Annotated in this window: 22 protein-coding genes and 1 riboswitch; of the genes, 15 read left to right on the top strand and 7 right to left on the bottom strand. The window is 69.4% G+C overall.

Going from position 1 to position 23207, the window contains the following annotated elements; genetic code table 11:
• The first annotated feature begins 168 nt into the window (after nucleotides 1-168).
• The 10 genes from CG723_RS35520 to CG723_RS35475 all read left to right on the top strand — a co-directional run bounded on the left by CG723_RS35520 (nucleotide 169) and on the right by CG723_RS35475 (nucleotide 10270).
• A complete protein-coding gene (locus tag CG723_RS35520; protein WP_100597647.1) occupies nucleotides 169-777 on the top strand; it encodes a CDP-alcohol phosphatidyltransferase family protein in 609 nt (202 codons plus the stop codon).
• A gap of 116 nt (nucleotides 778-893) precedes the next feature.
• A complete protein-coding gene (locus CG723_RS35515; RefSeq protein WP_100597646.1) occupies nucleotides 894-3389 on the top strand; it encodes a mannose-1-phosphate guanyltransferase in 2496 nt (831 codons plus the stop codon).
• A gap of 89 nt (nucleotides 3390-3478) precedes the next feature.
• The gene (locus tag CG723_RS35510) at nucleotides 3479-4387 is read left to right on the top strand and encodes a DUF881 domain-containing protein (protein ID WP_100597645.1); all 909 of its coding nucleotides are present in this window, start codon (nucleotides 3479-3481) and stop codon (nucleotides 4385-4387) included.
• Nucleotides 4384-4716 (top strand): small basic family protein, encoded by a 333-nt coding sequence (locus CG723_RS35505; RefSeq protein ID WP_100597644.1) that lies wholly within the window; start codon nucleotides 4384-4386, stop codon nucleotides 4714-4716. The genes CG723_RS35510 and CG723_RS35505 overlap by 4 nt, the downstream gene beginning before the upstream one ends.
• A gap of 5 nt (nucleotides 4717-4721) precedes the next feature.
• Nucleotides 4722-5609 (top strand): DUF881 domain-containing protein, encoded by an 888-nt coding sequence (locus CG723_RS35500; protein WP_100597643.1) that lies wholly within the window; start codon nucleotides 4722-4724, stop codon nucleotides 5607-5609.
• Between the two features lie 199 nt (nucleotides 5610-5808).
• Complete coding sequence (locus CG723_RS35495; RefSeq protein ID WP_234374685.1) at nucleotides 5809-6654, top strand: FHA domain-containing protein; 846 nt, start codon at nucleotides 5809-5811, stop codon at nucleotides 6652-6654.
• A 16-nt stretch (nucleotides 6655-6670) separates the two neighbouring features.
• On the top strand, nucleotides 6671-7414 hold the full coding sequence (gene ftsR, locus CG723_RS35490; RefSeq protein WP_100597641.1) for a transcriptional regulator FtsR: 744 nt from the start codon (nucleotides 6671-6673) through the stop codon (nucleotides 7412-7414).
• A gap of 86 nt (nucleotides 7415-7500) precedes the next feature.
• Nucleotides 7501-7974 carry a bifunctional nuclease family protein gene (locus CG723_RS35485; protein WP_100597640.1) on the top strand — a complete coding sequence of 158 codons (474 nt, stop codon included), beginning with the start codon at nucleotides 7501-7503 and terminating at the stop codon, nucleotides 7972-7974.
• A 194-nt stretch (nucleotides 7975-8168) separates the two neighbouring features.
• Nucleotides 8169-8813: a MerR family transcriptional regulator gene (locus CG723_RS35480; RefSeq protein ID WP_100597639.1), complete on the top strand. Its 645-nt coding sequence runs from the start codon at nucleotides 8169-8171 to the stop codon at nucleotides 8811-8813.
• A gap of 56 nt (nucleotides 8814-8869) precedes the next feature.
• The gene (locus tag CG723_RS35475) at nucleotides 8870-10270 is read left to right on the top strand and encodes a DNA polymerase IV (RefSeq protein ID WP_100597638.1); all 1401 of its coding nucleotides are present in this window, start codon (nucleotides 8870-8872) and stop codon (nucleotides 10268-10270) included.
• A gap of 22 nt (nucleotides 10271-10292) precedes the next feature.
• Here CG723_RS35475 and CG723_RS35470 read toward each other — a convergent pair whose 3' ends face one another.
• On the bottom strand, nucleotides 10293-10676 hold the full coding sequence (locus CG723_RS35470) for a PRC-barrel domain-containing protein (protein ID WP_100597637.1): 384 nt from the start codon (nucleotides 10674-10676) through the stop codon (nucleotides 10293-10295).
• 114 nt (nucleotides 10677-10790) lie between these two features.
• Nucleotides 10791-10886, top strand: a riboswitch (glycine riboswitch).
• A 184-nt stretch (nucleotides 10887-11070) separates the two neighbouring features.
• Here CG723_RS35470 and gcvP point away from each other — a divergent pair.
• On the top strand, nucleotides 11071-13956 hold the full coding sequence (gcvP, locus tag CG723_RS35465; protein ID WP_100597636.1) for an aminomethyl-transferring glycine dehydrogenase: 2886 nt from the start codon (nucleotides 11071-11073) through the stop codon (nucleotides 13954-13956).
• An 89-nt stretch (nucleotides 13957-14045) separates the two neighbouring features.
• Here the strand turns inward: gcvP and CG723_RS35460 are convergent, their stop codons facing one another.
• Nucleotides 14046-14243, bottom strand: a complete 198-nt coding sequence (locus CG723_RS35460) for a DUF5999 family protein (RefSeq protein ID WP_199842020.1) — start codon at nucleotides 14241-14243, stop codon at nucleotides 14046-14048.
• 341 nt (nucleotides 14244-14584) lie between these two features.
• The gene (locus CG723_RS35455) at nucleotides 14585-15172 is read right to left on the bottom strand and encodes a hypothetical protein (RefSeq protein ID WP_100597634.1); all 588 of its coding nucleotides are present in this window, start codon (nucleotides 15170-15172) and stop codon (nucleotides 14585-14587) included.
• Nucleotides 15173-15663: 491 nt separating this feature from the next.
• Between CG723_RS35455 and CG723_RS35450 the strand changes: the two genes are divergently transcribed.
• The gene (locus tag CG723_RS35450) at nucleotides 15664-17184 is read left to right on the top strand and encodes a glutamate-cysteine ligase family protein (RefSeq protein WP_100597633.1); all 1521 of its coding nucleotides are present in this window, start codon (nucleotides 15664-15666) and stop codon (nucleotides 17182-17184) included.
• 21 nt (nucleotides 17185-17205) lie between these two features.
• Here the strand turns inward: CG723_RS35450 and CG723_RS35445 are convergent, their stop codons facing one another.
• Entirely contained in the window at nucleotides 17206-18978 is a 1773-nt protein-coding gene (locus tag CG723_RS35445) for a substrate-binding and VWA domain-containing protein (protein WP_100597632.1), read from the bottom strand.
• Between the two features lie 163 nt (nucleotides 18979-19141).
• On the opposite strand from CG723_RS35445, the gene CG723_RS35440 reads away from it, so the two are divergent.
• Nucleotides 19142-19942 carry a CPBP family intramembrane glutamic endopeptidase gene (locus CG723_RS35440; protein WP_100597631.1) on the top strand — a complete coding sequence of 267 codons (801 nt, stop codon included), beginning with the start codon at nucleotides 19142-19144 and terminating at the stop codon, nucleotides 19940-19942.
• Nucleotides 19943-20035: 93 nt separating this feature from the next.
• Here the strand turns inward: CG723_RS35440 and CG723_RS35435 are convergent, their stop codons facing one another.
• A complete protein-coding gene (locus tag CG723_RS35435; protein ID WP_100597630.1) occupies nucleotides 20036-20845 on the bottom strand; it encodes a PhzF family phenazine biosynthesis protein in 810 nt (269 codons plus the stop codon).
• 139 nt (nucleotides 20846-20984) lie between these two features.
• Between CG723_RS35435 and CG723_RS35430 the strand changes: the two genes are divergently transcribed.
• On the top strand, nucleotides 20985-21599 hold the full coding sequence (locus CG723_RS35430; protein WP_100597629.1) for a PadR family transcriptional regulator: 615 nt from the start codon (nucleotides 20985-20987) through the stop codon (nucleotides 21597-21599).
• 95 nt (nucleotides 21600-21694) lie between these two features.
• Here the strand turns inward: CG723_RS35430 and CG723_RS35425 are convergent, their stop codons facing one another.
• Both CG723_RS35425 and CG723_RS47120 read right to left on the bottom strand, forming a co-directional pair.
• Entirely contained in the window at nucleotides 21695-22123 is a 429-nt protein-coding gene (locus CG723_RS35425) for a type II toxin-antitoxin system Rv0910 family toxin (RefSeq protein WP_100597628.1), read from the bottom strand.
• A gap of 123 nt (nucleotides 22124-22246) precedes the next feature.
• On the bottom strand, nucleotides 22247-22414 hold the full coding sequence (locus tag CG723_RS47120) for a hypothetical protein (protein WP_234374684.1): 168 nt from the start codon (nucleotides 22412-22414) through the stop codon (nucleotides 22247-22249).
• A gap of 221 nt (nucleotides 22415-22635) precedes the next feature.
• Between CG723_RS47120 and CG723_RS35415 the strand changes: the two genes are divergently transcribed.
• On the top strand, nucleotides 22636-23148 hold the full coding sequence (locus CG723_RS35415; protein WP_100597626.1) for a Clp protease N-terminal domain-containing protein: 513 nt from the start codon (nucleotides 22636-22638) through the stop codon (nucleotides 23146-23148).
• Nucleotides 23149-23207: the final 59 nt, after the last annotated feature.

Here is a 23207-nt window from a genome sequence, read left to right as displayed (position 1 = left end):
TTTGAAGAAAACCCCCGTAACGGATGAGAATCCTGTTACGGGGGTTTTCTGCGTTGTGTGCCAAGCGTTGTGCGGCAATTCTTGTTGCACCCCTCTGCACGGCCCCAAGTGTGCTGAGGGTAAGGTCAGGGGGCATCGTTGGCTCATTTCCCCACAGGAGGCCCCCGGGTGGAGGTCCAGGAGACCCGTGTCCAGACGGACCGGGTGCTCACCATCCCGAACATCCTCAGCATGGCGCGTCTCCTTGGCGTACCCCTGTTCCTGTGGCTCATCCTCAGGCCCGAGTTCGGCGGGCCCAAAAGCGACGGCTGGGCCCTTCTGGTCCTGATGCTCAGCGGTGTCAGTGACTATCTCGACGGGAAGCTCGCCCGGCGCTGGAATCAGATCAGCAACCTCGGCCGGCTCCTCGACCCAGCGGCCGACCGGCTCTACATTCTGTCCACGCTCGTCGGACTCACCTGGCGAGAGATTCTGCCGATCTGGTTGACGGCCGTACTGCTTGCCCGGGAGCTGGTTCTCCTGGTGATGGTGGGTATCCTCCGCCGGCACGGCTATCCGCCGCCGCAGGTGAACTTCCTCGGCAAGGCCGCCACGTTCAACCTCATGTATGCGTTCCCCCTGTTGCTCCTCAGCGACGGAAGTGGCTGGATCAACACGCTCGCTGCTATTTTCGGATGGGCGTTCGCAGGATGGGGTACAACGCTCTACTGGTGGGCAGGGATCCTCTACGTAGTACAGGTCCGCCGACTGGTCAGGGCGGACTCCAAGGCCGATTGAGCTCGCCCATGCGGCGGTATTCGAGGCCAGATCGGCCCGCACTCTGAGATCTGCGGGTCCATCCGGACGGGCGAAGTCGGCTAGACAGTCGTCTCTTCAAGGAGGACGCTTCCGACATGAAGGCCGTCGTAATGGCTGGAGGCGAAGGCACGCGCCTTCGCCCCATGACCTCGAGTATGCCCAAGCCGCTCCTGCCGGTAGTGAACCGGCCGATCATGGAGCATGTGCTGCGGTTGCTCAAGCGGCATGGGCTCACCGAGACCGTCGTCACCGTGCAGTTCCTGGCATCACTCGTCAGGAACTACTTCGGGGACGGCGAAGAGCTCGGAATGGAGCTCACCTATGCCAATGAGGAGAAGCCACTCGGCACAGCCGGCAGCGTGAAGAACGCAGAGGAAGCACTCAAGGACGACGCTTTCGTTGTGATCTCCGGTGACGCTCTGACCGATTTCGACCTCACTGACCTCATCAATTTCCACAAGGAAAAGGGTGCGCTGGTCACGGTCTGCCTGACCCGCGTTCCCAACCCCCTCGAATTCGGCATCACCATCGTCGATGAACAGGGAAAGGTCGAGCGTTTCCTCGAGAAGCCCACCTGGGGCCAGGTTTTCTCCGACACCGTGAACACGGGCATCTATGTCATGGAGCCCGAGGTATTCGACTATGTCGAGGCCGATGTGTCGGTCGACTGGTCCGGTGATGTCTTCCCGCAGCTCATGAAGGAAGGCAAGCCGGTCTACGGCTACATCGCCGAGGGCTACTGGGAGGACGTCGGCACGCACGAGAGCTACGTCAAGGCGCAGGCCGACGTGCTCGAGGGCAAGGTCGACGTCGAGATCGACGGATTCGAGATCTCGCCCGGCGTATGGGTCGCAGAGGGTGCCGAGGTTCATCCGGACGCCGTGCTTCGCGGTCCGCTGTACATCGGCGACTACGCCAAGGTCGAAGCCGACGTCGAGCTGCGCGAGCACACCGTGATCGGCTCGAACGTCGTCGTGAAGAGCGGGGCCTTTCTGCACAAGGCCGTTGTCCACGACAACGTGTACATCGGGCAACACAGCAATCTGCGCGGCTGCGTCATCGGTAAGAACACCGACATCATGCGGGCCGCCCGCGTCGAGGACGGCGCCGTCATCGGCGACGAGTGCCTGGTCGGTGAGGAATCGATTATCCAGGGCAACGTCCGGGTCTATCCGTTCAAGACCATCGAGGCCGGCGCCTTCGTCAACACCTCGGTGATCTGGGAGTCCAGGGGCCAGGCGCATCTCTTCGGCGCCCGTGGCGTCTCCGGCATCATCAACGTGGAGATCACCCCGGAACTCGCCGTAAGGCTCGCGGGGGCGTACGCCACGACGCTCAAGAAGGGCTCGACCGTCACCACGGCCCGTGACCACTCGCGTGGTGCCCGCGCCCTGAAGCGCGCGGTCATCTCCGCGTTGCAGGCGAGCGCCATCGACGTACGCGACCTGGAGAACGTGCCGCTGCCAGTCGCCCGGCAGCAGACCGCGCGGGGCAGTGCCGGCGGGATCATGATCCGTACGACGCCCGGAGTGCCTGACTCCGTCGACATCATGTTCTTCGACGAGCGGGGAGCGGACCTCTCGCAGGCCAGCCAGCGGAAGCTGGACCGGGTGTACGCGCGGCAGGAGTACCGGCGGGCGTTCCCCGGCGAGATCGGCGATCTGCACTTCCCGTCGAGCGTCTTCGACTCGTACACAGGTTCCCTGTTGCGGAATGTCGATACGACGGGGATTGCGGAGGCGGGGCTCAAGGTCGTCGTCGACGCTTCGAACGGCAGTGCCGGTCTGGTGCTGCCCAGCCTGCTCGGGCGGCTCGGTGTCGACTCGCTGACCATCAACCCGGGGCTCGACGAGTCCCGGCCGACCGAGACACGGGACGCGCGCCGCTCCGGGCTCGTGCGCCTCGGGGAGATCGTGGCGTCCGCGCGGGCCGCGTTCGGCGTCCGCTTCGACCCGGTCGGCGAGCGGCTGTCGCTGGTGGACGAGAAGGGCCGCATCGTCGAGGACGACCGTGCGCTCCTGGTCATGCTGGACTTGGTGGCCGCCGAGCGGCGCAGCGGCCGGGTCGCGCTGCCGGTGACCACGACGCGTATCGCCGAGCAAGTGGCCGCGTACCACGGGACGCAGGTGGAGTGGACGACCACGTCGCCGGACGACCTCACTCGGGTCGGGCGGGACGAGGGGACCATCTTCGGCGGTGACGGCCGCGGCGGGTTCATCATTCCGGAGTTCAGCTCCGTCTTCGACGGCGCGGCCGCGTTTGTCCGGCTGATCGGGCTCGTGGCGCGGACGCAGCTGACCTTGAGCCAGATCGACGCGCGGATCCCGCGGGCGCATGTACTCAAGCGGGACCTCGCGACTCCGTGGGCGGTGAAGGGGCTCGTGATGCGGCGGGTCGTCGAGGAGGCCGGCGACCGGTCCGTCGACACGACCGACGGCGTGCGGGTCGTCGAGGCGGACGGGCGCTGGGTGATGGTGCTGCCCGACCCGGCCGAAGCCGTCACCCATCTGTGGGCCGAGGGGCCCGACGACGCGTCGGCACAGCAGCTGCTCGACGAGTGGGCGGCAGTCGTGGACAGCGCCGGTCGCTGAGCCGTCGAACAGGCCGGTCGTCGCCTGTCACGGGCGTCGACCGGCCCGCCGGTGGGGCCATTCGGAGGTAGAGGCCACCACGTGCGACGATGTGCGGCATGCCGCAGCAGCCCCCCGATCGGAGCAGTCCCTCACGCCCCGTGAGCCCCAGGCGTCCAGACGCCTCCATGTCGCTGCTGACGAACGTGATGGACCACAGCCTCGACGACGGATACGCGGAGGCGGCGGCCCGTAAGAAGGCCGAAGGCAGCGGTGGGATGCCGCGTACCCTGCGGGCCAAGCTCGGGCTCGCGGCGGGGCTCGTCCTCGCGGCGCTGGTGGTGACGGTGGGGGCGGCGCAGGCGCGGGTCGCGGCACCGGTCGTGGCAAAGGAGCGCGAGGAGCTGATCGCCCGTATCGACCGGGAGACGGACGCCGCGGACAAGCTCGAGCGCAAGGTGGACACGCTCCGCAACGACGTGAGCGACCGCCAGCGTGAGGCGCTGAAGAAACACGGCGGCGACAAAGGCGAGTTGGTCGGTCTGCTCTCCGGCGCCACGGCGGTGCACGGGCCGGGAGTGAAGCTGGTCGTCGACGACGCCAAGGAAGCCGACCAGGGCGGCGGAGGGCCGCGCGAGAGCACCGGGTTCTCGGACACCGGGCGGGTGCGCGACCGGGACATGCAGCGGGTGGTCAACGGGCTCTGGCAGTCCGGTGCCGAGGCCGTAGCCATCAACGGACAGCGGCTGACGGCCCTGTCCGCGATCCGCGCGGCGGGTGACGCGATACTGGTCGACAACAGACCGCTCGTGCCGCCGTACACGGTGCTCGCGGTGGGGGACGGCCAGCGGCTGAGTACCCGGTTCCAGAACAGCCCTGACGGCCTGTACCTGCACGCGCTGCAGGAGAACTTCGGGATCCGGACCAGCATTTCCGCTCAGGACGACGTCCGCCTGCCCGCAGCGCCGAGCGTGACCGTACGTACAGCACAGCCGAGAACAGAGAAGGGCACATCGTGATCGCCGTACTGGGCCTCGTCGTGGGAGTCGTGGTCGGACTGTTCGTCCGTCCCGAGGTTCCGGCGGTGGTCGAGCCCTACCTTCCGATCGCCGTGGTGGCGGCCCTCGACGCGGTGTTCGGCGGCCTGCGGGCGATGCTCGACGGGATCTTCGACGACAAGGTCTTCGTCGTGTCGTTCCTGTCGAACGTCGTCGTGGCGGCCCTGATCGTGTTCCTGGGCGACAAGCTGGGGGTGGGCGCGCAGCTGTCCACCGGCGTCGTCGTGGTGCTCGGTATCCGCATCTTCTCCAACGCGGCCGCCATCCGGCGGCACATCTTCCGGGCGTGAGGCCGATGTCCGAGGACGAGAACAAGAACAAGGACAACGAGCAGCACCGCCTGCGCAAGGAACTGCCGGACGAGGTCGCTCCCGAAGCGGCGGACGGCGGGGACGGCAGGGACGGCGGGGGCGACGGGGGCGACGCGGAAGTGCCGGCCGCGGAGACGAAGAGCCCGTCACTGACCGGACGTCAGCGGCTGGCCAAGGGGCTGTGGCCGCCGCGGGTCTCCCGTGCGCAACTCATCGTCGCCGTCCTGCTGTTCGTGCTCGGTCTGGGGCTGGCCATCCAGGTGCGGTCCAACAGCGACAGCAGCGCGCTGCGCGGCGCACGTCAGGAAGATCTCGTACGCATCCTCGATGAACTGGATGACCGTACTCAGCGTCTGGGAGATGAGAAGCAGCGTCTCGAGGGGCAGCGCACCGAGCTGGAGAACAGCTCGGACCAGGCCGAGGAGGCCCGCAAGCAGACGGTCGAGAGGGAACGGCAACTCGGCATTCTGGCGGGCACCGTGGCGGCGCAGGGCCCCGGGATCACGCTGACGATCACCGACAAGAAGGGCGCGGTGCAGGCGGACATGCTGCTCGATGCGATCCAGGAGCTACGCGCGGCGGGCGCCGAGGCTATCCAGGTGAACGACGTCCGGGTCGTGGCCGACACGTATTTGACGGATGCGAGCGGCGGGAAGGTGAGTGTGGACGGTCACAAGATCGGCGAGCCTTTCGTCTTCAAGGTCATCGGCAAGCCGCAGGACCTGGAGCCGGCGCTCAACATCCCTGGTGGGGTGGTTCAGACTCTGGAGAAGGAGCAGGCCACCGTTACCGTGACACAGGCGCAGAAGATCGTCGTGGACGCCTTGCGACCGGCGAAGCGGCCTGACTACGCTCAGTCGTCGTCCCAGTGAGGCGGGGGCGAATGGGGGCGGTCCGGCCAGGGCATGAGGTTGCGGGGGGTCGGCGCACCGTAAGCGGGGTGCGTGGTGGAAACTGTTTGGCGGATACGGACGTTGTGAGGATGTCTGTGTCGCCGATGTATGGCGGTGTGTGCAATCAGGGTTCGTCCTGCCCCACGGGCGGGTCTGTTTCGGTCAAGGGGAATCGCCCGTGAAGTTGTTTGCGAAGTTGTTCGGCAAGAGCGCACGTGAGGACAGCGGCAATGCCAATGCCACTGCCCGCCATCGTGCACCGCGCACCCAGGACGCGGAGGTGCAGGGGGCGGAGCGCCCGCTGTTCCGTGATCAGGTCGGTTCTCAGGGCGGTGACATTTCGGGCGGACAGGGCGCGTCGTCTGTTGACCCTGCCGCGTCCGGCCGCATAGGTTTCGGAGAACCGTCAACCTCAAGTGCGGGTGGAGGGTTTACCCCCGATCCGTATGCGTCCCATGCCCCCGCGGGGCAGCCGCGGCAGGAGGATCCGTCCATGTCGGCACTGGTGTGTACGAGGTGCGGGAACCGTAACGCCGAGGCGAGCCGGTTCTGCTCCAACTGCGGTGCGCCCCTGCGCGCCGGAGCCGAGCGTCCGTCCGAGACGACCTCGACGATTTCCATTTCGGGCCTTGAGGCCTACGACGCCGAAGTCACCGGTCAGACGCTGTCGCCGGCGCTCTCCCCGGAGGCGCAGGCCGCCGTCGACGCCCTGCCGCTCGGCTCGGCGCTCCTGGTGGTGCGACGCGGTCCGAACTCGGGCAGCCGCTTCCTCCTCGACGGCGAACTGACCACGGCGGGGCGGCACCCGCAGAGCGACATCTTCCTTGACGACGTGACTGTTTCGCGCCGTCACGTGGAGTTCCGTCGCGGGGCCGACGGCGCCTTCACCGTCAGCGACGTGGGCAGCCTCAACGGCACGTACGTCAATCGGGAGCGGATCGACTCGGTCACGCTGTCGAACGGCGACGAGGTGCAGATCGGCAAGTACCGGCTGGTCTTCTACGCGAGCCAGCGGGGCATCTGACCTGTCAGGAAGGTCCATGCTTCAAACACCGAAGGGCGGTGCCGGTCACGGCATCGCCCTCACGGACAGTCGGCTGATGAGCATCGGCACCGTGCTGAACGTGCTGCGCGACGAGTTCCCCGAAGTCACCATCTCCAAGATCAGATTCCTGGAGTCGGAGGGACTGATCGAGCCGCAGCGAACCCCCTCGGGGTACCGCAAGTTCAGCCCGGACGACGTCGAGCGACTTGCCCACGTACTGCGCATGCAGCGGGACCACTACCTGCCTCTGAAGGTCATCAAGGAACAGCTCGACGCCCTGGAGCGGGGAGAAGCGATCACGCTGCCCTCTACGGGGCGGCCGGGAGGCAGCGAGGACGGCAGGGCCTCCGAGGGCGGCGAAGGGCCGACAGCGGCCCGTGTGGGCCGTGACGAGCTCCTTGCCGCCGCCGGCATCGCGTCCCCCGAGCTCGACGAGTGGGAGTCGTACGGCCTCATCGCGCCGCTGCCCGAGGGCGGATACGACGCGGAGGCGGTCACGGTCGCCGAGCTGGTCATGGAACTGGGCCGTTTCGGGATCGAGCCGCGGCATCTGCGGGCGATGAAGGCCGCTGCCGACCGGGAGGCCGGTCTGGTCGACCAGGTCGTCGCGCCACTGCGACGGCATCGCAATCCCCAGACCAGGGCTCATGCGCAGGCCCGCGCGAAGGAGCTGGCGGGGCTGACCGTGAAGCTTCACGGGGCGCTCGTGCAGACCGCGCTAGGCGTGCGTCTGCCCTGATCCGAGGGGTGCTCGCGCGGTGTGCGTCCGGCGATCGAAGGGTGCCCGACTACCCAAACCTGCCGGGCACGTCCTAGGGTTGCTGTGTGAACGAGCTCGACGTCGTAGGTGTCCGGGTCGAAATGCCCTCCAACCAACCGATCGTGCTCCTGCGTGAAGTGGGAGGCGACCGCTACCTCCCCATCTGGATCGGACCGGGGGAGGCGACGGCCATCGCCTTCGCACAGCAGGGCATGGCCCCCGCGCGCCCGCTGACGCACGACCTTTTCAAGGACGTGCTGGAGGCGGTCGGGCAGGAGCTCACGGAAGTACGCATCACGGACCTGCGCGAAGGCGTCTTCTACGCGGAACTGGTGTTCTCGAGCGGTGTCGAGGTCAGTGCCCGCCCGTCGGACGCCATAGCGCTCGCGCTGCGCACCGGTACGCCGATCTACGGCAGTGACGGTGTGCTCGATGACGCCGGGATCGCGATCCCGGACGAGCAGGAGGACGAGGTGGAGAAGTTCCGCGAATTCCTCGACCAGATCTCGCCCGAGGACTTCGGGACCAACAGTCAGTGACGCGAGCGGCCGCCGGAAGGCGGCCGCTGCCGCGCCGGGGGCCCGGCCGGACCATTCGGCTAGCCTTTCCCCGCGGTGAGGTACGGGAAACCACTCGTAGGGTGATTATCACTCGGCGTGCCGAGTGTGGCGATCGTTGACGCACCCCTGGTGACTGCCTACCGTCGAGAAGGCAGGTCAAAGAGGAGGTCGGCGTGAGAAGCAGCGGCGACGGTACGGCTGGGGGAGTCGGACACAGTCCGGCGGAGAGCGGCCCGTACTCGCTTCACGGCCACGCGGCCGGTCATATTCCGCGTCGGCCGGCGGTGTTGCCGGTGGTCGCTCAGGGGGATGACGACGCGACGCCCGAGCAGGTCGGATACCGGGGACCCACCGCGTGTGCGGCGGCCGGTATCACCTATCGGCAGCTGGACTACTGGGCGAGGACCGGTCTGGTCGAGCCGAGTGTGCGCCCCGCCCACGGGTCGGGGACCCAGCGGCTCTACAGCTTCAGGGACGTCGTCGTCCTGAAGATCGTGAAGAGATTCTTGGACACCGGTGTCTCACTGCAGAACATCCGCACCGCGGTGCAGCACCTGCGGGAGCGCGGCTTCGGCGATCTGGAGCGGCTGACCCTCATGAGCGACGGCGCCACCGTCTACGAGTGCAGCTCGCCGACGGAGGTCCACGATCTGCTCCAGGGCGGTCAGGGCATCTTCGGTATCGCGGTCGGTGTGGTGTGGCAGGACGTCGAGAGCGCCCTGTCGCAGCTGCACGGGGAGCGCATCGACACCGGTGAGACGCTCCACGGGAACAACCCCGCTGACGAGCTGGCGAGACGGCGCAACCGCGCGGTGTGAGCTGGATCGATGCGTCCGCCGGGGCATTGTCAGTGCCGTAGGGCAGCATCGGACATGTGAGAACCGCGCCCACGATCCTGCATCTCGACATGGATGCCTTCTACGCCTCGGCGGAGCAGGCATCGAAGCCGAGCCTGCGCGGGAAAGCCGTGGTCGTGGGAGGGATCGGGCCTCGTGGGGTGGTGGCCACCGCCTCGTACGAGGCCCGGGTGTTCGGGGTGCACTCGGCGATGCCGATCGGCCAGGCGCGCAGGCTCGCGCCCAATGCCGCCTATCTCGTACCGCGCTTCCAGCTGTACCGCGAGGTCAGCGAGCAGGTGATGGGGCTGCTCCGGGAGCTGTCGCCGCTGGTGGAGCCGCTGAGCCTCGACGAGGCGTTCGTCGATCTGGAGGCCGGTGAGGCGGCCTGGGACGCCGCGTCGGCGCGGCTGGTCGGTGAGCGGCTGCGGGAGGACATCAGGGCCGTGACCGGCCTGACCGGCTCTGTCGGGATCGCGGCGTCGAAGATGCTGGCGAAGATCGCCTCCGAGGAGGCCAAGCCGGACGGTCTGTTCCTGATCGTGCCCGGCACCGAGCGCGCCATGCTCGGGCCCATGTCCGTGCGCACGCTGCCCGGCGTGGGGCCGGCGACCGGGGACCATCTGAGACGCGCCGGGATCACCACGGTCGAGGAGATCGCGGAGGCGGGCGAGGACGAGCTCGTACGGCTGCTGGGGAAGTCGCACGGGGCGTCGCTGTACGCCATGGCTCTCGCGCACGACGACCGGCCCGTGGTGGCCGAGCGGGACGCCAAGTCGGTGTCGGTCGAGGACACGTACGACGTGGACATCCACGACCGGGTGCGGGTGCGGACCGAGGTGCAGCGGCTTGCGGAGCGGTGCGTGCAGCGGTTGCGGGGGGCGGAGCGGTCGGGGCGGACCGTGGTCCTCAAGGTGCGGCGCTACGACTTCTCCACGCTGACGAGATCCGAGACCCTGCGCGGGCCCACCGACGACCCCGCGGTGGTGCGGGAGGCGGCGGCGCGGCTCCTGGAGTCCGTGGACACGACGGGCGGGGTGCGGCTGCTGGGCGTGGGAGTGACAGGTCTGGCCGACTACACGCAGGAGGATCTGTTCGCGCAGGCGCGGGCACAGGCCGAGGCCGAAGCGCACGCGGCCGGGGGTGAGGGGGAGACGGAAGGGGTGGATGGTGCGGGGGATGAGGGCCGGGTGGCTGCCGAAGAGTTCGTCGAGGCCGCGGACCGGCGCTGGGTGGCCGGGCACGACGTGCGGCACGAGGAGTTCGGGCACGGGTGGGTGCAGGGGAGCGGGCTCGGGCGGGTGACGGTGCGCTTCGAGACGCCGTACTCGGAGCCGGGGCGGGTGCGTACGTTCCGGACCGACGACCCCGCGCTCGTCCCCGCGGAGCCGCTGCCGCTGGTGGCGGCGGGCGACGTGAGGCGGGTTGAGGCGGGTTGAGGCGGGGGAGCAGGGTGCCGGGTCAGGTGTCGTCTGAGGTGCCGGCGATCTTGCCGAAGTTACGGTCCTGAGGGGGCTCGGGGTCGTCCGGGCCCGTGATGTCGAGCCCGTAGTGGTGGTAGAGCTGGAGCTCCTGTTCGGGGGAGAGGTGACGGCCGACCCCGAAGTCGGGGGCGTCCTTGATCAGGGAGCGTTCGAAGGGGATGTGCAGGGTGCCCTCCACCAGCTCGCTCGGCTCCAGGGGGACGAAGGCGTCCCGGCTGAACAGGCCTGTGCGTATGGCCGCCCACTCCGGGACCCCGGTCGCGTCGTCGAGGTAGACCTCGTCGACGGTCCCGATTTTGGCTCCGTTGCGGTCGAACGCCTTGCGGCCGATCAGGTTTCGCGGATCGACATCGGTCTGCACGGGGCCCTCCAGCTGATCGCAACTCATCCGTAAGCACTACCAAAGTGCACATTGGTGACGGCGGCCACTCGAAGCCGCGGGCATTGTTGCCGCTGGTAGGCTGGCGATGGCTGCTGACCCCGTGCGGGAGAGTCCTCCGGATGACACCGGAGGCGCCGAAGGAGCAACTCCTCCCCGGAATCTCTCAGGCCCCTGTACCGCACGGACGAGGTCACTCTGGAAAGCAGGGCGGGCGTTCAGGCCTCCGCTCTCACCGACGGTGAAAGTCGGCATGCCCTTCGTGATGTGGGGCACGCCGGTGAAGCTCTCAGGTTGAGATGACAGAGGGGGAGGCCGTCCGGGCACCCGCGCCGTGGTGCCCCTCGCAGGTCGTAGCGACCAGGAGGCCTCCGCAATGACCGCCAACCGTATTCCGCTTTCCCAGCTGGAGCAGGGAATCCCCTTCGAGCAGCGCCATATCGGTCCGGATGAAGCAGCGCAGGCCAAGATGCTCGCGCAGGTCGGGTACGGCTCGCTCGACGAGCTGACGGCGGCCGCGGTCCCGGACGTGATCAAGAGCGCCGAGGCGCTCGATCTTCCCGGGGCCCGCACCGAGGCCGAGGTGCTTGCCGAACTCCGCTCCCTCGCGGACCGCAACCAGGTCCTCGACTCGATGGTCGGACTCGGCTACTACGGCACGTTCACGCCGCCCGTCATCCTGCGCAACGTCATGGAGAACCCGGCCTGGTACACGGCGTACACGCCCTACCAGCCGGAGATCTCACAGGGCCGGCTCGAGGCACTGCTCAACTTCCAGACGATGGTCGCCGAGCTGACCGGCCTGCCGACCTCGGGCGCCTCCCTGCTCGACGAGGGCACGGCCGCGGCCGAGGCCATGGCGCTGTCGCGGCGCATCGGCAAGGTCAAGAACGGCGCCTTCGTGGTCGACGCGGACGCGCTGCCGCAGACCATCGCCGTGATCCAGACGCGCGCGGAGCCGACCGGTGTCGAGGTCGTCGTCGCCGACCTCTCCGAGGGCATCCCGGCCGAGGTCGCCGAGCGCGGCGTCGTCGGCGTCCTGATCCAGTACCCGGGCGCCTCCGGAGCTGTCCGCGACATCAAGCCGGTCATAGAGCAGGCTCACGAGCTGGGTGCCGTCGTCACGGTCGCTGCCGATCTGCTCGCCCTCACGCTGCTGACCTCGCCCGGCGAGCTCGGCGCCGACATCGCCGTCGGTACCACGCAGCGCTTCGGCGTCCCGATGGGCTTCGGCGGTCCGCACGCCGGCTACATGGCGGTCCGCGAGAAGTTCGCGCGCAGCCTGCCCGGCCGCCTCGTGGGTGTCTCCGTCGACGCCGACGGCAACAAGGCGTACCGCCTCGCGCTGCAGACCCGTGAGCAGCACATCCGGCGCGAGAAGGCCACCAGCAACATCTGTACCGCTCAGGTGCTGCTTGCCGTCATGGCCGGCATGTACGCCGTGTACCACGGACCCGACGGGCTCAAGGGTATCGCGCGGCGCACCCACCGGTACGCGACGCTGCTCGCCGAGGGCCTCAAGGCCGGCGGTGTCGAGGTCGTGCACGGCGCGTACTTCGACACCTTGACCGTGAAGGCCGCCGGGCGTGCCGCCGGCATCGTCAGCGCCGCGCGCGAGGGTGGCGTCAACCTCCACCTGGTGGACGCCGACCACGTGTCGATCTCGTGTGACGAGACCACGACGCGTACCCAACTGGGCGCCGTCTGGACCGCGTTCGGCGTCGAGGCCGATGTCGACGCGCTCGACGCGGCCGCCGAGGACACGCTGCCCGCGGGCCTCCTGCGCGGGGACAGCTACCTGACGCACCCCGTGTTCCACGCGCACCGCTCCGAGACCTCGATGCTGCGCTACCTGCGCAAGCTGGCCGACCGTGACTACGCGCTCGACCGCGGCATGATCCCGCTGGGCTCCTGCACGATGAAGCTCAACGCGACGACGGAGATGGAGCCGGTCACCTGGCCCGAGTTCGGCCAGCTGCACCCCTTCGCGCCCGCCGAGCAGGCGCAGGGCTATCTCACGCTCATCCGTGAGCTGGAGGAGCGCCTCGCGGAGGTCACCGGCTACGACAAGGTGTCGCTCCAGCCGAACGCCGGTTCGCAGGGCGAGCTGGCCGGTCTCCTCGCCGTCCGCGGCTATCACCGCGCCAACGGCGACGACCAGCGCACCATCTGCCTCATCCCGTCGTCCGCGCACGGCACCAACGCCGCGAGCGCCGTGATGGCCGGCATGAAGGTCGTCGTCGTGAAGACGGCCGACGACGGCGAGATCGACATCGCCGACCTGCGCGCCAAGATCGAGCAGTACGCCGACGAGCTCGCCGTCCTGATGATCACCTACCCGTCGACGCACGGTGTGTTCGAGGAGCACGTTGCCGACATCTGCGCGCAGGTGCACGACGCCGGCGGCCAGGTCTACGTCGACGGCGCCAACCTCAACGCCCTGGTGGGCCTCGCCAAGCCGGGCCACTTCGGCGGCGACGTCTCGCATCTCAACCTGCACAAGACGTTCTGCATCCCGCACGGCGGCGGCGGTCCGGGCGTCGGCCCGGTCGGCGTCCGCGCGCACCTCGCGCCGTACCTGCCCAACCACCCGATGCAGCCCGCCGCCGGACCCGCGACCGGTGTCGGCCCGATCTCCGCGGCGCCGTGGGGCTCGGCGGGCATCCTGCCGATCTCGTGGGCGTATGTGCGTCTCATGGGCGGCGAGGGCCTCAAGCGGGCCACGCAGGTCGCGGTGCTGAGCGCCAACTACATCGCCAAGCGTCTCGAGCCGCACTTCCCGGTGCTGTACACGGGCCCCGGCGGCCTCGTCGCGCACGAGTGCATCATCGATCTGCGCCCGATCTCGAAGGCGACCGGCGTCAGCGTCGACGACATCGCCAAGCGGCTCATCGACTACGGGTTCCACGCGCCGACCATGTCGTTCCCCGTTGCCGGGACGCTGATGATCGAGCCGACCGAGAGCGAGGACCTGGCCGAGCTCGACCGGTTCTGCGAGGCGATGATCGCCATTCGCGGAGAGATCGAGAAGGTCGGTTCGGGCCGGTGGCCCGCCGAGGACAACCCGCTGCGCAACGCGCCGCACACCGCGGCCGCGCTCGGCGGCGAGTGGGAGCACGCGTACAGCCGCGAGGTGGCGGTCTTCCCCGCCGGTGTCGTGGCCGCCGACAAGTACTGGCCGCCGGTCCGCCGCATCGACCAGGCGTACGGCGACCGGAATCTCGTCTGCTCGTGCCCGCCCATGGACGCGTACGAGGACTGATACTCGCGCTGACATGCGTCAGGGCCGGTTCCGGGGTTTCCCGGGGCCGGCCCTTTCGTACGGGGGACGCCGTCGGCGTCCGGATCCGCTCAGGCGGCGGTCACGACGTGCGCGGGGCGGTGCGGAGCGATGATCTGGCCGTTGGGCAGCAGCTCACCGGTGTCCTCGAAGAGCAGGACGCCGTTGCAGAGCAGACTCCAGCCCTGTTCGGGGTGGTGGGCCACAGGGAGCGCGGCCTCCCGGTCGGCGGAGTCTGCGGACGGGCACGGTGGCTGGTGCTGGCACATGGATGGGATCTTTCCCTGTGAAGTGATGTCGGTGATGGGTGTGATGTCGCTGTCTGTCCTGCGGCTCGAAGCGTCGTTCATGGCCGCCCCCCGTTTGTCGGTCGGTCCGGAACCCAGTGTTGCCCCACGGGCGTCAATCCGCAGGTATTTCGTCGCAGCGGTCCTCACTGGATGAGGACGCGTCACCCGTGCGGACGGTTCACCCCAACTGCACTGTCCCTTCGGGTGGTTCGGGGTGGCCTGACCGGGCTAGTCCGGAAGGGCGGGCCAGGGCACGGCTGCGCCCCGCGACCGGTCGGCATCGGTAGCGGGGCGCGGGCGCGTGAGGCGGCCCGGTCGCGTCAGGCGGGTGAGCCCAGAAGTGGCGCGGGGGTCAGTCGATGGGTGAGGACGGGCAGCAGTTCGGCGACCCGGTGTGGGCGGTGGGCGGCGATGCCGGGCGGCGCGGGCGCGAGCGGGACCAGGAGGTCACTGGCCGCGGGATGCCCCGTGGAGGCGTCGGCGTTGCAGTCCCCGTGCAGCCACAGGGTGAGCATGTACAGCTCCGGGACCGAGAGCAGACGCGGCTGGTAGGCCGCGGGCAGGGACTCGGCCTGGCGCAGCGCGCGTTCGGTGGCCGCGACGTACGGGCCCTCGAAGAAGTGCGAGAACGCCCAGCCGTCGGCGGTCAGCATCGTGTCGGCGGCGGCCACCGCGCGCTCCCCGCAGCGGATGAGGAACCGCCAGCCGGCGAGTCGGGTCGGTGAGGGGCCCGCGCTGCCCGTGACCCGGTCCAGTACGTGGACGGGCAACGGGAGTTCGGGGCTCGCCGGTCCTTGGGCGGAGCGCAGGGAGGGGGTGCGGGCCTCGCGGACTGCGGTAGGGGAACCGAGGGCCGTGAGGACGGTGCGCAGGGCGGGCGCGGGAGCCGGAGGGACATGCAGCGGCATGGTGGGTCGCCTCTCATTCGACAGGCACGGTGGATCGAGGGCGTGGCGGGACGAGCGGACGGCGCTGTCTGCTGACCGGGCCAGAGGGGGCGGGGGCAGGTACCGCGAGCGCCAACTCTCTGCCTCGTTCGCGGAGTTTATACGACGCGTGTTCACGCGGTGTTTCGGCTAGCCGTCTCGAGAATGCTCGGCAAGGCGTTATTCGGTCGGCGAGATGAGGGGAATCTCCCGATTTCCAGCGGGGTCGGGTCCGTGACCTCGTAATCTTCACGGCGAGCGGACGGCCGATTCTCGTCGGTGTTTATCACCAGGCTAGATGGAACCGGCGCTTCGACATGCTGCATGCCTCGTGAATGTGCCCCGTGACAACTGCTGCGAGCCTACTCGCCCGCGACGGAGAGCGGGGCGTTATCGATCACATTGCCTGGGCATCATCCACCGTGACACAGCGGCCGGGTGGCCGGGTCGTCCATGCGAGGAGGGACGCTTCCATGGGGGAGAAGGTCGTGGCGGGCGCGTTCGACCTGTCCGATCGACGGCACTACCGCAGGAAGCTGCAGCAGTGTCTGGTGGGGCTCGCGAGGCTCCTGGAGGAGCAGCGGTTCGATCGCCCGAAGAATCTGATGGGCCTGGAGATCGAGTTGAATCTCGCAGGGGCCGACGGCATGCCGAAAATGATGAATGCGCAAGTTCTCGAGCGCATCGCGAGCCGTGATTTCCAGACCGAACTCGGAATGTTCAATCTGGAAGTGAACATTGCCCCCCATCGATTGGAAGGCCGGGTTCTCGACCGGCTCGCCGAGGAGCTCAGAACCGGCCTCGCCTATGCCCACCGGAAAGCGAACGAGGTGGACGCCGGGATCGTGATGATCGGCATTCTCCCGACGCTCGCGCCCGATGATCTCGTCTCCGCGAACCTGTCCGACGTGGACCGCTACAGCCTTCTCAACGACCAGATGGTGGCCGCGCGCGGCGAGGACTTCGTGGTCGACATCGACGGGGTGGAGCACCTGCGCTGCAGCTCGGGGTCCATAGTGACCGAAGCGGCGTGCACCTCCGTGCAGTTGCACCTCCAGGTCACGCCCGCCCGATTCGCCGACGTGTGGAACGCCGCGCAGGCCGTCGCCGCCGTACAGGTCGCGGTCGGCGCCAACTCGCCGTTCCTGTTCGGACATGAGCTGTGGCGCGAATCGCGGCCGCCCCTGTTCCAGCAGTCGACCGACACCCGCCCGCCCGAGCTCCAGGCCCAAGGGGTGCGACCGCGCACCTGGTTCGGCGAGCGCTGGATCAGCAGCGCGTACGACCTCTTCGAGGAGAACCTGCGCTACTTCCCGCCTCTGCTGCCCCTGTGCGACGACGAGGAGCCGCTGCGCGTCATCGACGACGGCGGAGTCCCGGCGCTCGGCGAACTCGTCCTGCACAACGGCACCGTCTACCGCTGGAACCGGCCCGTGTACGGGATCGCCGACGGCATGCCGCACCTGCGCGTGGAGAACCGCGTCCTGCCCGCGGGGCCCACCGTCACCGACGTCATCGCGAACGTCGCGTTCTACTACGGCGTCGTACGCGCCCTCGCCGAGGACGCCCGCCCCGTCTGGACCCGCCTGCCCTTCGACGCGGCGGCCCGCAACTTCGACGAGGCGTGCCGGTACGGGATCGAGGCGCGCCTGGACTGGCCGCGCCGGGGCCGCTTCGGCGGGGTCGAGAAGGTGCCCGCCGTGACGCTCGTACGGGACGAGCTGCTGCCGTTGGCCGCCGCCGGGCTCGACGCCTGGGGGGTCGAGGCGGCCGACCGCGACTTCTACCTCGGGGTGATCGAGGAGCGCTGTCGGCGGCGGGTCAACGGGGCGTCGTGGCAGGCGGCGACGTTCCACCGCGCGCTGGAGAGCGGGCTGGAACGCGACGCGGCGCTCGCTGCGACCACCCGGCGCTACTGCGAGCTGATGCACGCCGGGGACCCGGTGCACACGTGGCCGGTGGGACTCCCGGCGCCGGCGGTGCAACTGGGCTGACAGCACGGCGGTTGGGCCCCGTCAGCCCTTGGCGCCCGCCTCCACGATCGCCTTGAGGATCACCGCGTGGATCTGGGCCGGGTCGCTGACCTGGTGACCGGAGCCGCCGGTGGCCCCGGCGATCTGCTCGACCTCGTCCTTGTCGGCGTCAGGGCCGACCGCGATGGCGATGAGCGGCACCGGGTGCTGGGGGTCGGCGAGGCTCCGGAGTCGCGAGACGAGGTGGCTGCGCGAGATGGAGCCGAGGTCCTGGTTCGCGCCGTCGGTCACGACCACGAGGGCGTTGAACTTGCCGCTCCGGTAGGACGACGTCGCCTCCTCGTAGGCCGCGAGCGTCGTGTCGTAGAGACCTGTGGCGCCGCCCGGAACAGGCTGGAGACCGCTGAACGCCTCGGACAGCCTGTCGCGCTGGGTGCCGCCGCCCTTGCGGTCGCCGAGGCGCTCGGTGGGGACGAGCCTGCGGTAGTCGCGGTTCCCGTCGAGGAGCGTGGCGAACTCCCACAGGCCGATCTCGTCCTCGGGCGTGAACGTGGCGAGCGCCTGGAGCATCGACGCCTTCGTGACCTCCATACGGGACTGGTTGCGGCCCGGCACGTAGTTCGCCATGGAGGCGGAGGCGTCCACGACCACGGTGATCCGGGCACTCTGCACCGTGATCGTCCACATGCCGAGGGTTTCCTGGAGCTCCTTGTCCGTCGGCGGCTCGGAGTCCGACGTCGCGTACGGCTGCGGGGTGCGGCCGCCCGCCCCGGCGACCACGGCGTCCGAGGGCTCCTCGTCGTCCGTCCGGAAGCCGTGCCTGTCCAGGATCCGGATGCCGGCGTCCTCGCCGAGCAGGGTCATGAAGCGGATGGCGGCCCGCCGCTCGTCCGTCGACTTGTCGCCTTCGTCGACCAGGGCGAACGGGTAGTCGAGCTGCGGCGAGCCGTCCTTCGGGTAGAAGAGGTCGAGCCCGTCCTTGTCGCCGGCGGTCGCGTTGTACCGGAAGGAGGACTGCTCGGAGAGGAACAGCGCCTGGTTGCGGCGCGGATTGCCCTGCTCGGTGCCGGAGGAGTCGCGCGCCAGGGTGTCGGTCAGCTGGCCGTCGCTGTCGGTGGTGCGCTGCGAGAGCGCCTTGGCCATGGCGGCGGCCTGGGTGTCGCCCTCCGACCCGGACTTCTTGGTGGAGGCGCCCAGCTGGGTCAGGGCGAGGAGACCGGTCGCGCTGCGCGCGGGGTCGGCCGTCCCGAGCCGCAGCTTGTCGCCCTCCATGGCAGCGCCGGTCAACTGCGCCCAGGTGTACTGCTTCGCGGGCCAGCCCATGCTCTTCGCGGCCGACGGCACCATGCTGATGCCGATGGGGGAGGAGGCTATGTTGCCCATCGCCGTGACCGGGGTGGCGTTCCCGCCGAGGCCGGCGCGCCGGATCCACAGACTCGAATCCGGCACCCACGCCTCGTAGCCCCCGGCGCCCTTCCCGCCCTTCCGCAGGGAATCGGCGATCTTGTACGAGTCGCCCGCCTGCACGCGGGTGTCGAGGCACTGCCCGTCGGAGGTCAGATGCTTCTTGCGGGCGAGGTCCGCGGCGTCGCGCAGTGCGGGGGCGACATCGGGCGAGGCGGCGATGTCGAGGTGGACCGTCTTGCCGTCGCAGGCCCCGCCGAAGGAGAGCAGGCCGCTCCTGGCCGCGAGAGCCGTGCCCCCGGCGACCACCAGGACCAGCGCCGTCGCGATGGCCACGGTCCGGCCGCGCGTGCGGGGGCGGGGGCCGACCGCGTCCGTCCCATACTCGTCGGGCAAGCTGTGACGTCCCATGCGGTGGTGCCCTTCCTTCGGCCTGGCCCGACGGAAGGGGAGAGGTACACCAAAGAACGGCCTTCGTCCCCCCGGCCTGTCGCGCGCGATCTTCGTACCTGTATTCGAGACCCTAGCGGGGCTAGGTGGGGGATGAGGCGGGATTACTCAACTGGAGGCAGGTGTGCAGGCGGAGGCGGGTGCGGTGGCCGACTCTTTTCCGAACGAGCGGCTTTCGCGACGGATTCTTCGGAACGAGACACTGCTCGTCCTGGCGCTCTCGCTCGGTGCGAGCGGAGTGTCCGCGCTGATCAGCTTTGTCGGTTCGGTCACCAAACCGGGGGGCCTGAAGGACCAGGCGGCGACCCTGAACGCCTCGGCGGCTCCCGGGCGGCCGTGGCTTGATCTGGCGTGGCAGTTGTTCGGGATCGCGAGCGCGCTCGTGCCGGTCGCGCTCGTCGCGCATCTGCTGCTGCGTGAGGGCGCCGGGATGCGGACGATCGGCTTCGACCGTACGAGACCGCTCTTCGACGCGACCCGTGGCGCGGTGATCGCGGCGGTCATCGGCAGTACGGGTATCGCCTTCTACCTGGCGGCCCGTGGCCTCGGCTTCAACCTCACGGTGGTGCCGGAGGCGCTGCCCGACGTGTGGTGGAAGTACCCGGTCCTGGTCCTGTCGGCGATCCAGAACTCCGTCCTGGAGGAGGTGATCGTCGTCGGCTATCTGCTGCGCAGGCTGGGGCAGTTGGGCTGGACGCCCGGCACGGCGATCGTGGCCAGCTCGGTGCTGCGCGGCTCGTACCACCTCTACCAGGGCATCGGCGGCTTCTTCGGGAACCTCGCGATGGGCCTGGTCTTCGCGTATCTGTACCGGCGGTGGGGGCGGGTCGGGCCGCTGGTGGTGGCACACTCGCTGCTCGACATCGGCGCGTTCGTCGGATACGCGCTGCTCGCGGGGAAGGTCGGGTGGCTGCCCACGGCGTGAGGCCGGGGCGGGTGCCGGACGCAGGGGGCGTACGAGATCTTCGTACGCCCCCTGCGGCGTGCCAGGGCCTTTCCTTCGGACGTGGGAGAGGCCCTAGGCGAGCAGGTCGCCCTCGATGACCGTGACGGCGCTGCCGGTCAGCAGGGTGCGGGCGCCGCGCAGTCCGGTGCGGACGAAGCCCGTGCGGGCGGAGGCCTGGAGGCCGGTGAGTTCGGCGCGGCCGAGGCGCGGGGACCAGAACGGCGCGAGGGCCGTGTGGGCGCTGCCGGTGACCGGGTCCTCGTCGATGCCGACGCGGGGGAAGAAGCAGCGGGAGACGAAGTCGTAGGCGCCGTCGGGGTCCGCGGCGCGGGCGGTGGCGATGACGCCGCGCTCGGAACAGGCGGCGAGGGCCTTGAGGTCGGGTGCGAGGGCATGCACCGCCTTCTCGTCGGCGAGCTCGACGAGCAGGTCTCCCACCTGGCGGCCCGTGTCGTGGACGGAGAGCGGCTCGGCGCCCAGGGCGGCCGCGACACCTTCGGGGCTTTCGATACGGGTCAGGGGCGCGGTCGGGAAGTCGAGCGAGATCGTGCCGTCCTCGTGCGGGGTCGCGACGAGCACGCCGCTGCGGGTGGCGAAGCGGACCGGGCCGTCGGCCGCGCCGGTGCTGTGCAGCACGTGCGCGGTGGCCAGGGTGCCGTGGCCGCACATGTCGACTTCGGTGGAGGGGGTGAACCAGCGCAGCGCCCAGTCGGCGGTGCCGCCGGCGGGCAGTGGGTGGGCGAAGGCCGTCTCGGCGTGGTTGACCTCAGTGGCGATGTCCAGGAGCCGGGCGTCGTCGGGGAAGTCGTCGAGGAGCAGTACGCCGGCCGGATTGCCGGCGAAGGGGCGGTCGGTGAAGGCGTCCACGATTCGAATGCGCATGGGCTGACGCTACGGGGACGGCGAACGCGCAGGCCAAGGCCAATTCGGGAGAGCTGGACCGGCACAGGGTTGTCAGCCGAACGGTTCCGATATATCGTTGACGCATCGCGACCGATCAACGATGGAAGGAATGATTGCGATGCGTTCCCATGGCTACGAGCATGAACACGGACACGGACATGGACAGTGCGGGCCCGGCCATCCCGGTCGGGGCGGCTTCGAAGGGCGGCGCGCCGCCTTCGGCCCCTTCGGGCCGGGCTTCGGCCCGGGACCCTGGGGCGGCGGGCGCGGCGGCCGGGGCGGACCTCGTGGAAGGGCGCGGCGCGGCGACGTACGCGCGTCGATCCTGGCCCTCCTGAAGGACCGTCCGATGCACGGCTACGAGATGATCCAGGAGATCGCCGAGCGCAGCGGCGGGGCATGGAAGCCCAGCCCGGGTTCGGTGTACCCGACCCTCCAGCTGCTCGAGGACGAGGGTCTGATCGCCAGCGAGAGCGAGGGCGGCAAGAAGCTGTTCGCGCTCACCGAGTCGGGCCGTTCCGCGGCCGACGAGGGGCCCGACGCCCCCTGGGAAGAGGCCGGGCGCGGGGTCGACTGGGACACCCTGAACGAGATCCGGCAGGCCGGCTTCGGTCTGATGGAGGCGTTCGGGCAGGTCTGGAAGACCGGCAGCAAGGAGCAGCGCGAGAAGGCGCTGACCGTCATCAATGACGCCCGCAAGAAGCTGTACCTGATCCTCGCCGACGAGGACTGAGATCCGCGGGGGGATTCCCCGTACCGGCAGATGAAGGCGCCCCGCACCGAGCGTGCGGGGCGCCTTTCACGTGTTCGCGCGCGCGTCGGGCCGGCTCAGGCGACGAGACCGGCCAGTTTGCGCAGTGACTCGTTGAGCGCGGCCGTCGCCGAGTCCTTGAGCTTGCCCGCCATCAGGGACACCGCGGCGCCGGTGAACTCGCCGTCGATGCGGACCGTCGTGCCGTCGCCGTCCGCGGTCAGGGTGTAGCGCGTGCCGACGGTGACGCCCATCGGACCCTTGCCCTTGATGGCGAGGGTGCGGGTGGTCTGCAGGTCCTCGACGGTCCAGGTCACCTCCGCCGGGAAGCCCATGAGCTTCATGTTCTCCTCGAAGGTGCCGCCCACTTCGAGCGCCGTCGGGGCGCCCTTCGGGAAGCTCGTGTGCGTGGCGTTCCACTCCCCGTACGCGGTGAAGTCGGTGAGCTGGGCCCAGACCTTCTCCGCGGGTGCCCCGATCCGTGCTTCCGCGCTGACTTCGGCCATGCGACCACCCCTTCTCGACGAGAGCTGCGGCGGGCGCAGCCGTGGTGTCGCGGAAAGTAGCGGCAGGACCTCGAACATTCAATACTGATGAACTGTCAGAAGTAGGGAGAGGGTGGACCGTCGTCAGCCGAGCCTCTCGATGACCGCGGCGTCGAAGAGGTCCGATGCGCGCGGGAACGGTCCCTCGTCGTGGCAGTGCCAGGCATCCCAGAACAGGTCGGCGAGCAGTGCGTCGTCGGGTGCGTACACCCGATACACGTACTGTCTGCCGTCGATCGCTGGCAGGGCCACGAGCCAGCACCTGCTCTTCATACTTGTGAAGGACGAGTTCCGGTATGTCTGCGGTTGCGTGAGCGGCGCTATGCAAGGCGGCGCGCGCCCCTCCGGGTAAAAAAGGCGCGATCTCATCCGCAAGGAGGAGAACCCGCTCATGCGTGCCCACCTTGTGTCGGACGTGGAAATGCTTCCCGCCGGGGATGCCCGGCCGGACAGGGGCTGATGAGGTGGGAGATGTGCAAAGCCCTACCCCGTCCGAGGCCGCGGCAAGCGGCCACAGCCGTGCAGATGTTGACGCCAGGCTCAGTCCCGAGCTCGCCTCGGTGGTGGCCGGCGCTCGCCGCAGAGCCGTCCGCGACGGGGACCGTCAGATCGACACCGCGCACCTCCTGCACTCGCTCCTCGAGGCCGACCCGCAGGTGCGCGAGGCCTTCGACGGCGGCCCGCAGCTGGCCCGCCTCCTCGGCTATCTCGTGCAGCGGAGCATCGGCTACGGCCTCCAGTGGCAGGGCACCGTCGAGGACTCGGGTGCCGTGCCCGTCGTGACGGGGCTCGGCTGGTCGCCCGCCGCGGCCGCCGCGATGGAGGCCGCGCTCGACCGCGCCGAGCGCCGCGGCGACCCGCGTGCGCGCGGCGTCGACCTCCTCACCTCGCTCGCGGCGGACCGGGAGTGCCGCGCGGTCGAGGTGCTCGGGCGGGCCGGGGTCGATGCGGAGAGCCTGCGGCGGCATGTCGAGGCCGAGTGCTGAGGCGAGCGGTTTCGGGCTGAGGCCCGGCTTTGTGTTGAGGCTTGGTTCTGTTCGGGGGT

The organism is Streptomyces sp. CB01635 (assembly GCF_002803065.1).
Classification (GTDB): domain Bacteria; phylum Actinomycetota; class Actinomycetes; order Streptomycetales; family Streptomycetaceae; genus Streptomyces.
Note: the sequence above shows the minus strand (reverse complement) of the source record. Positions and strands in the feature narration are given on the sequence as shown.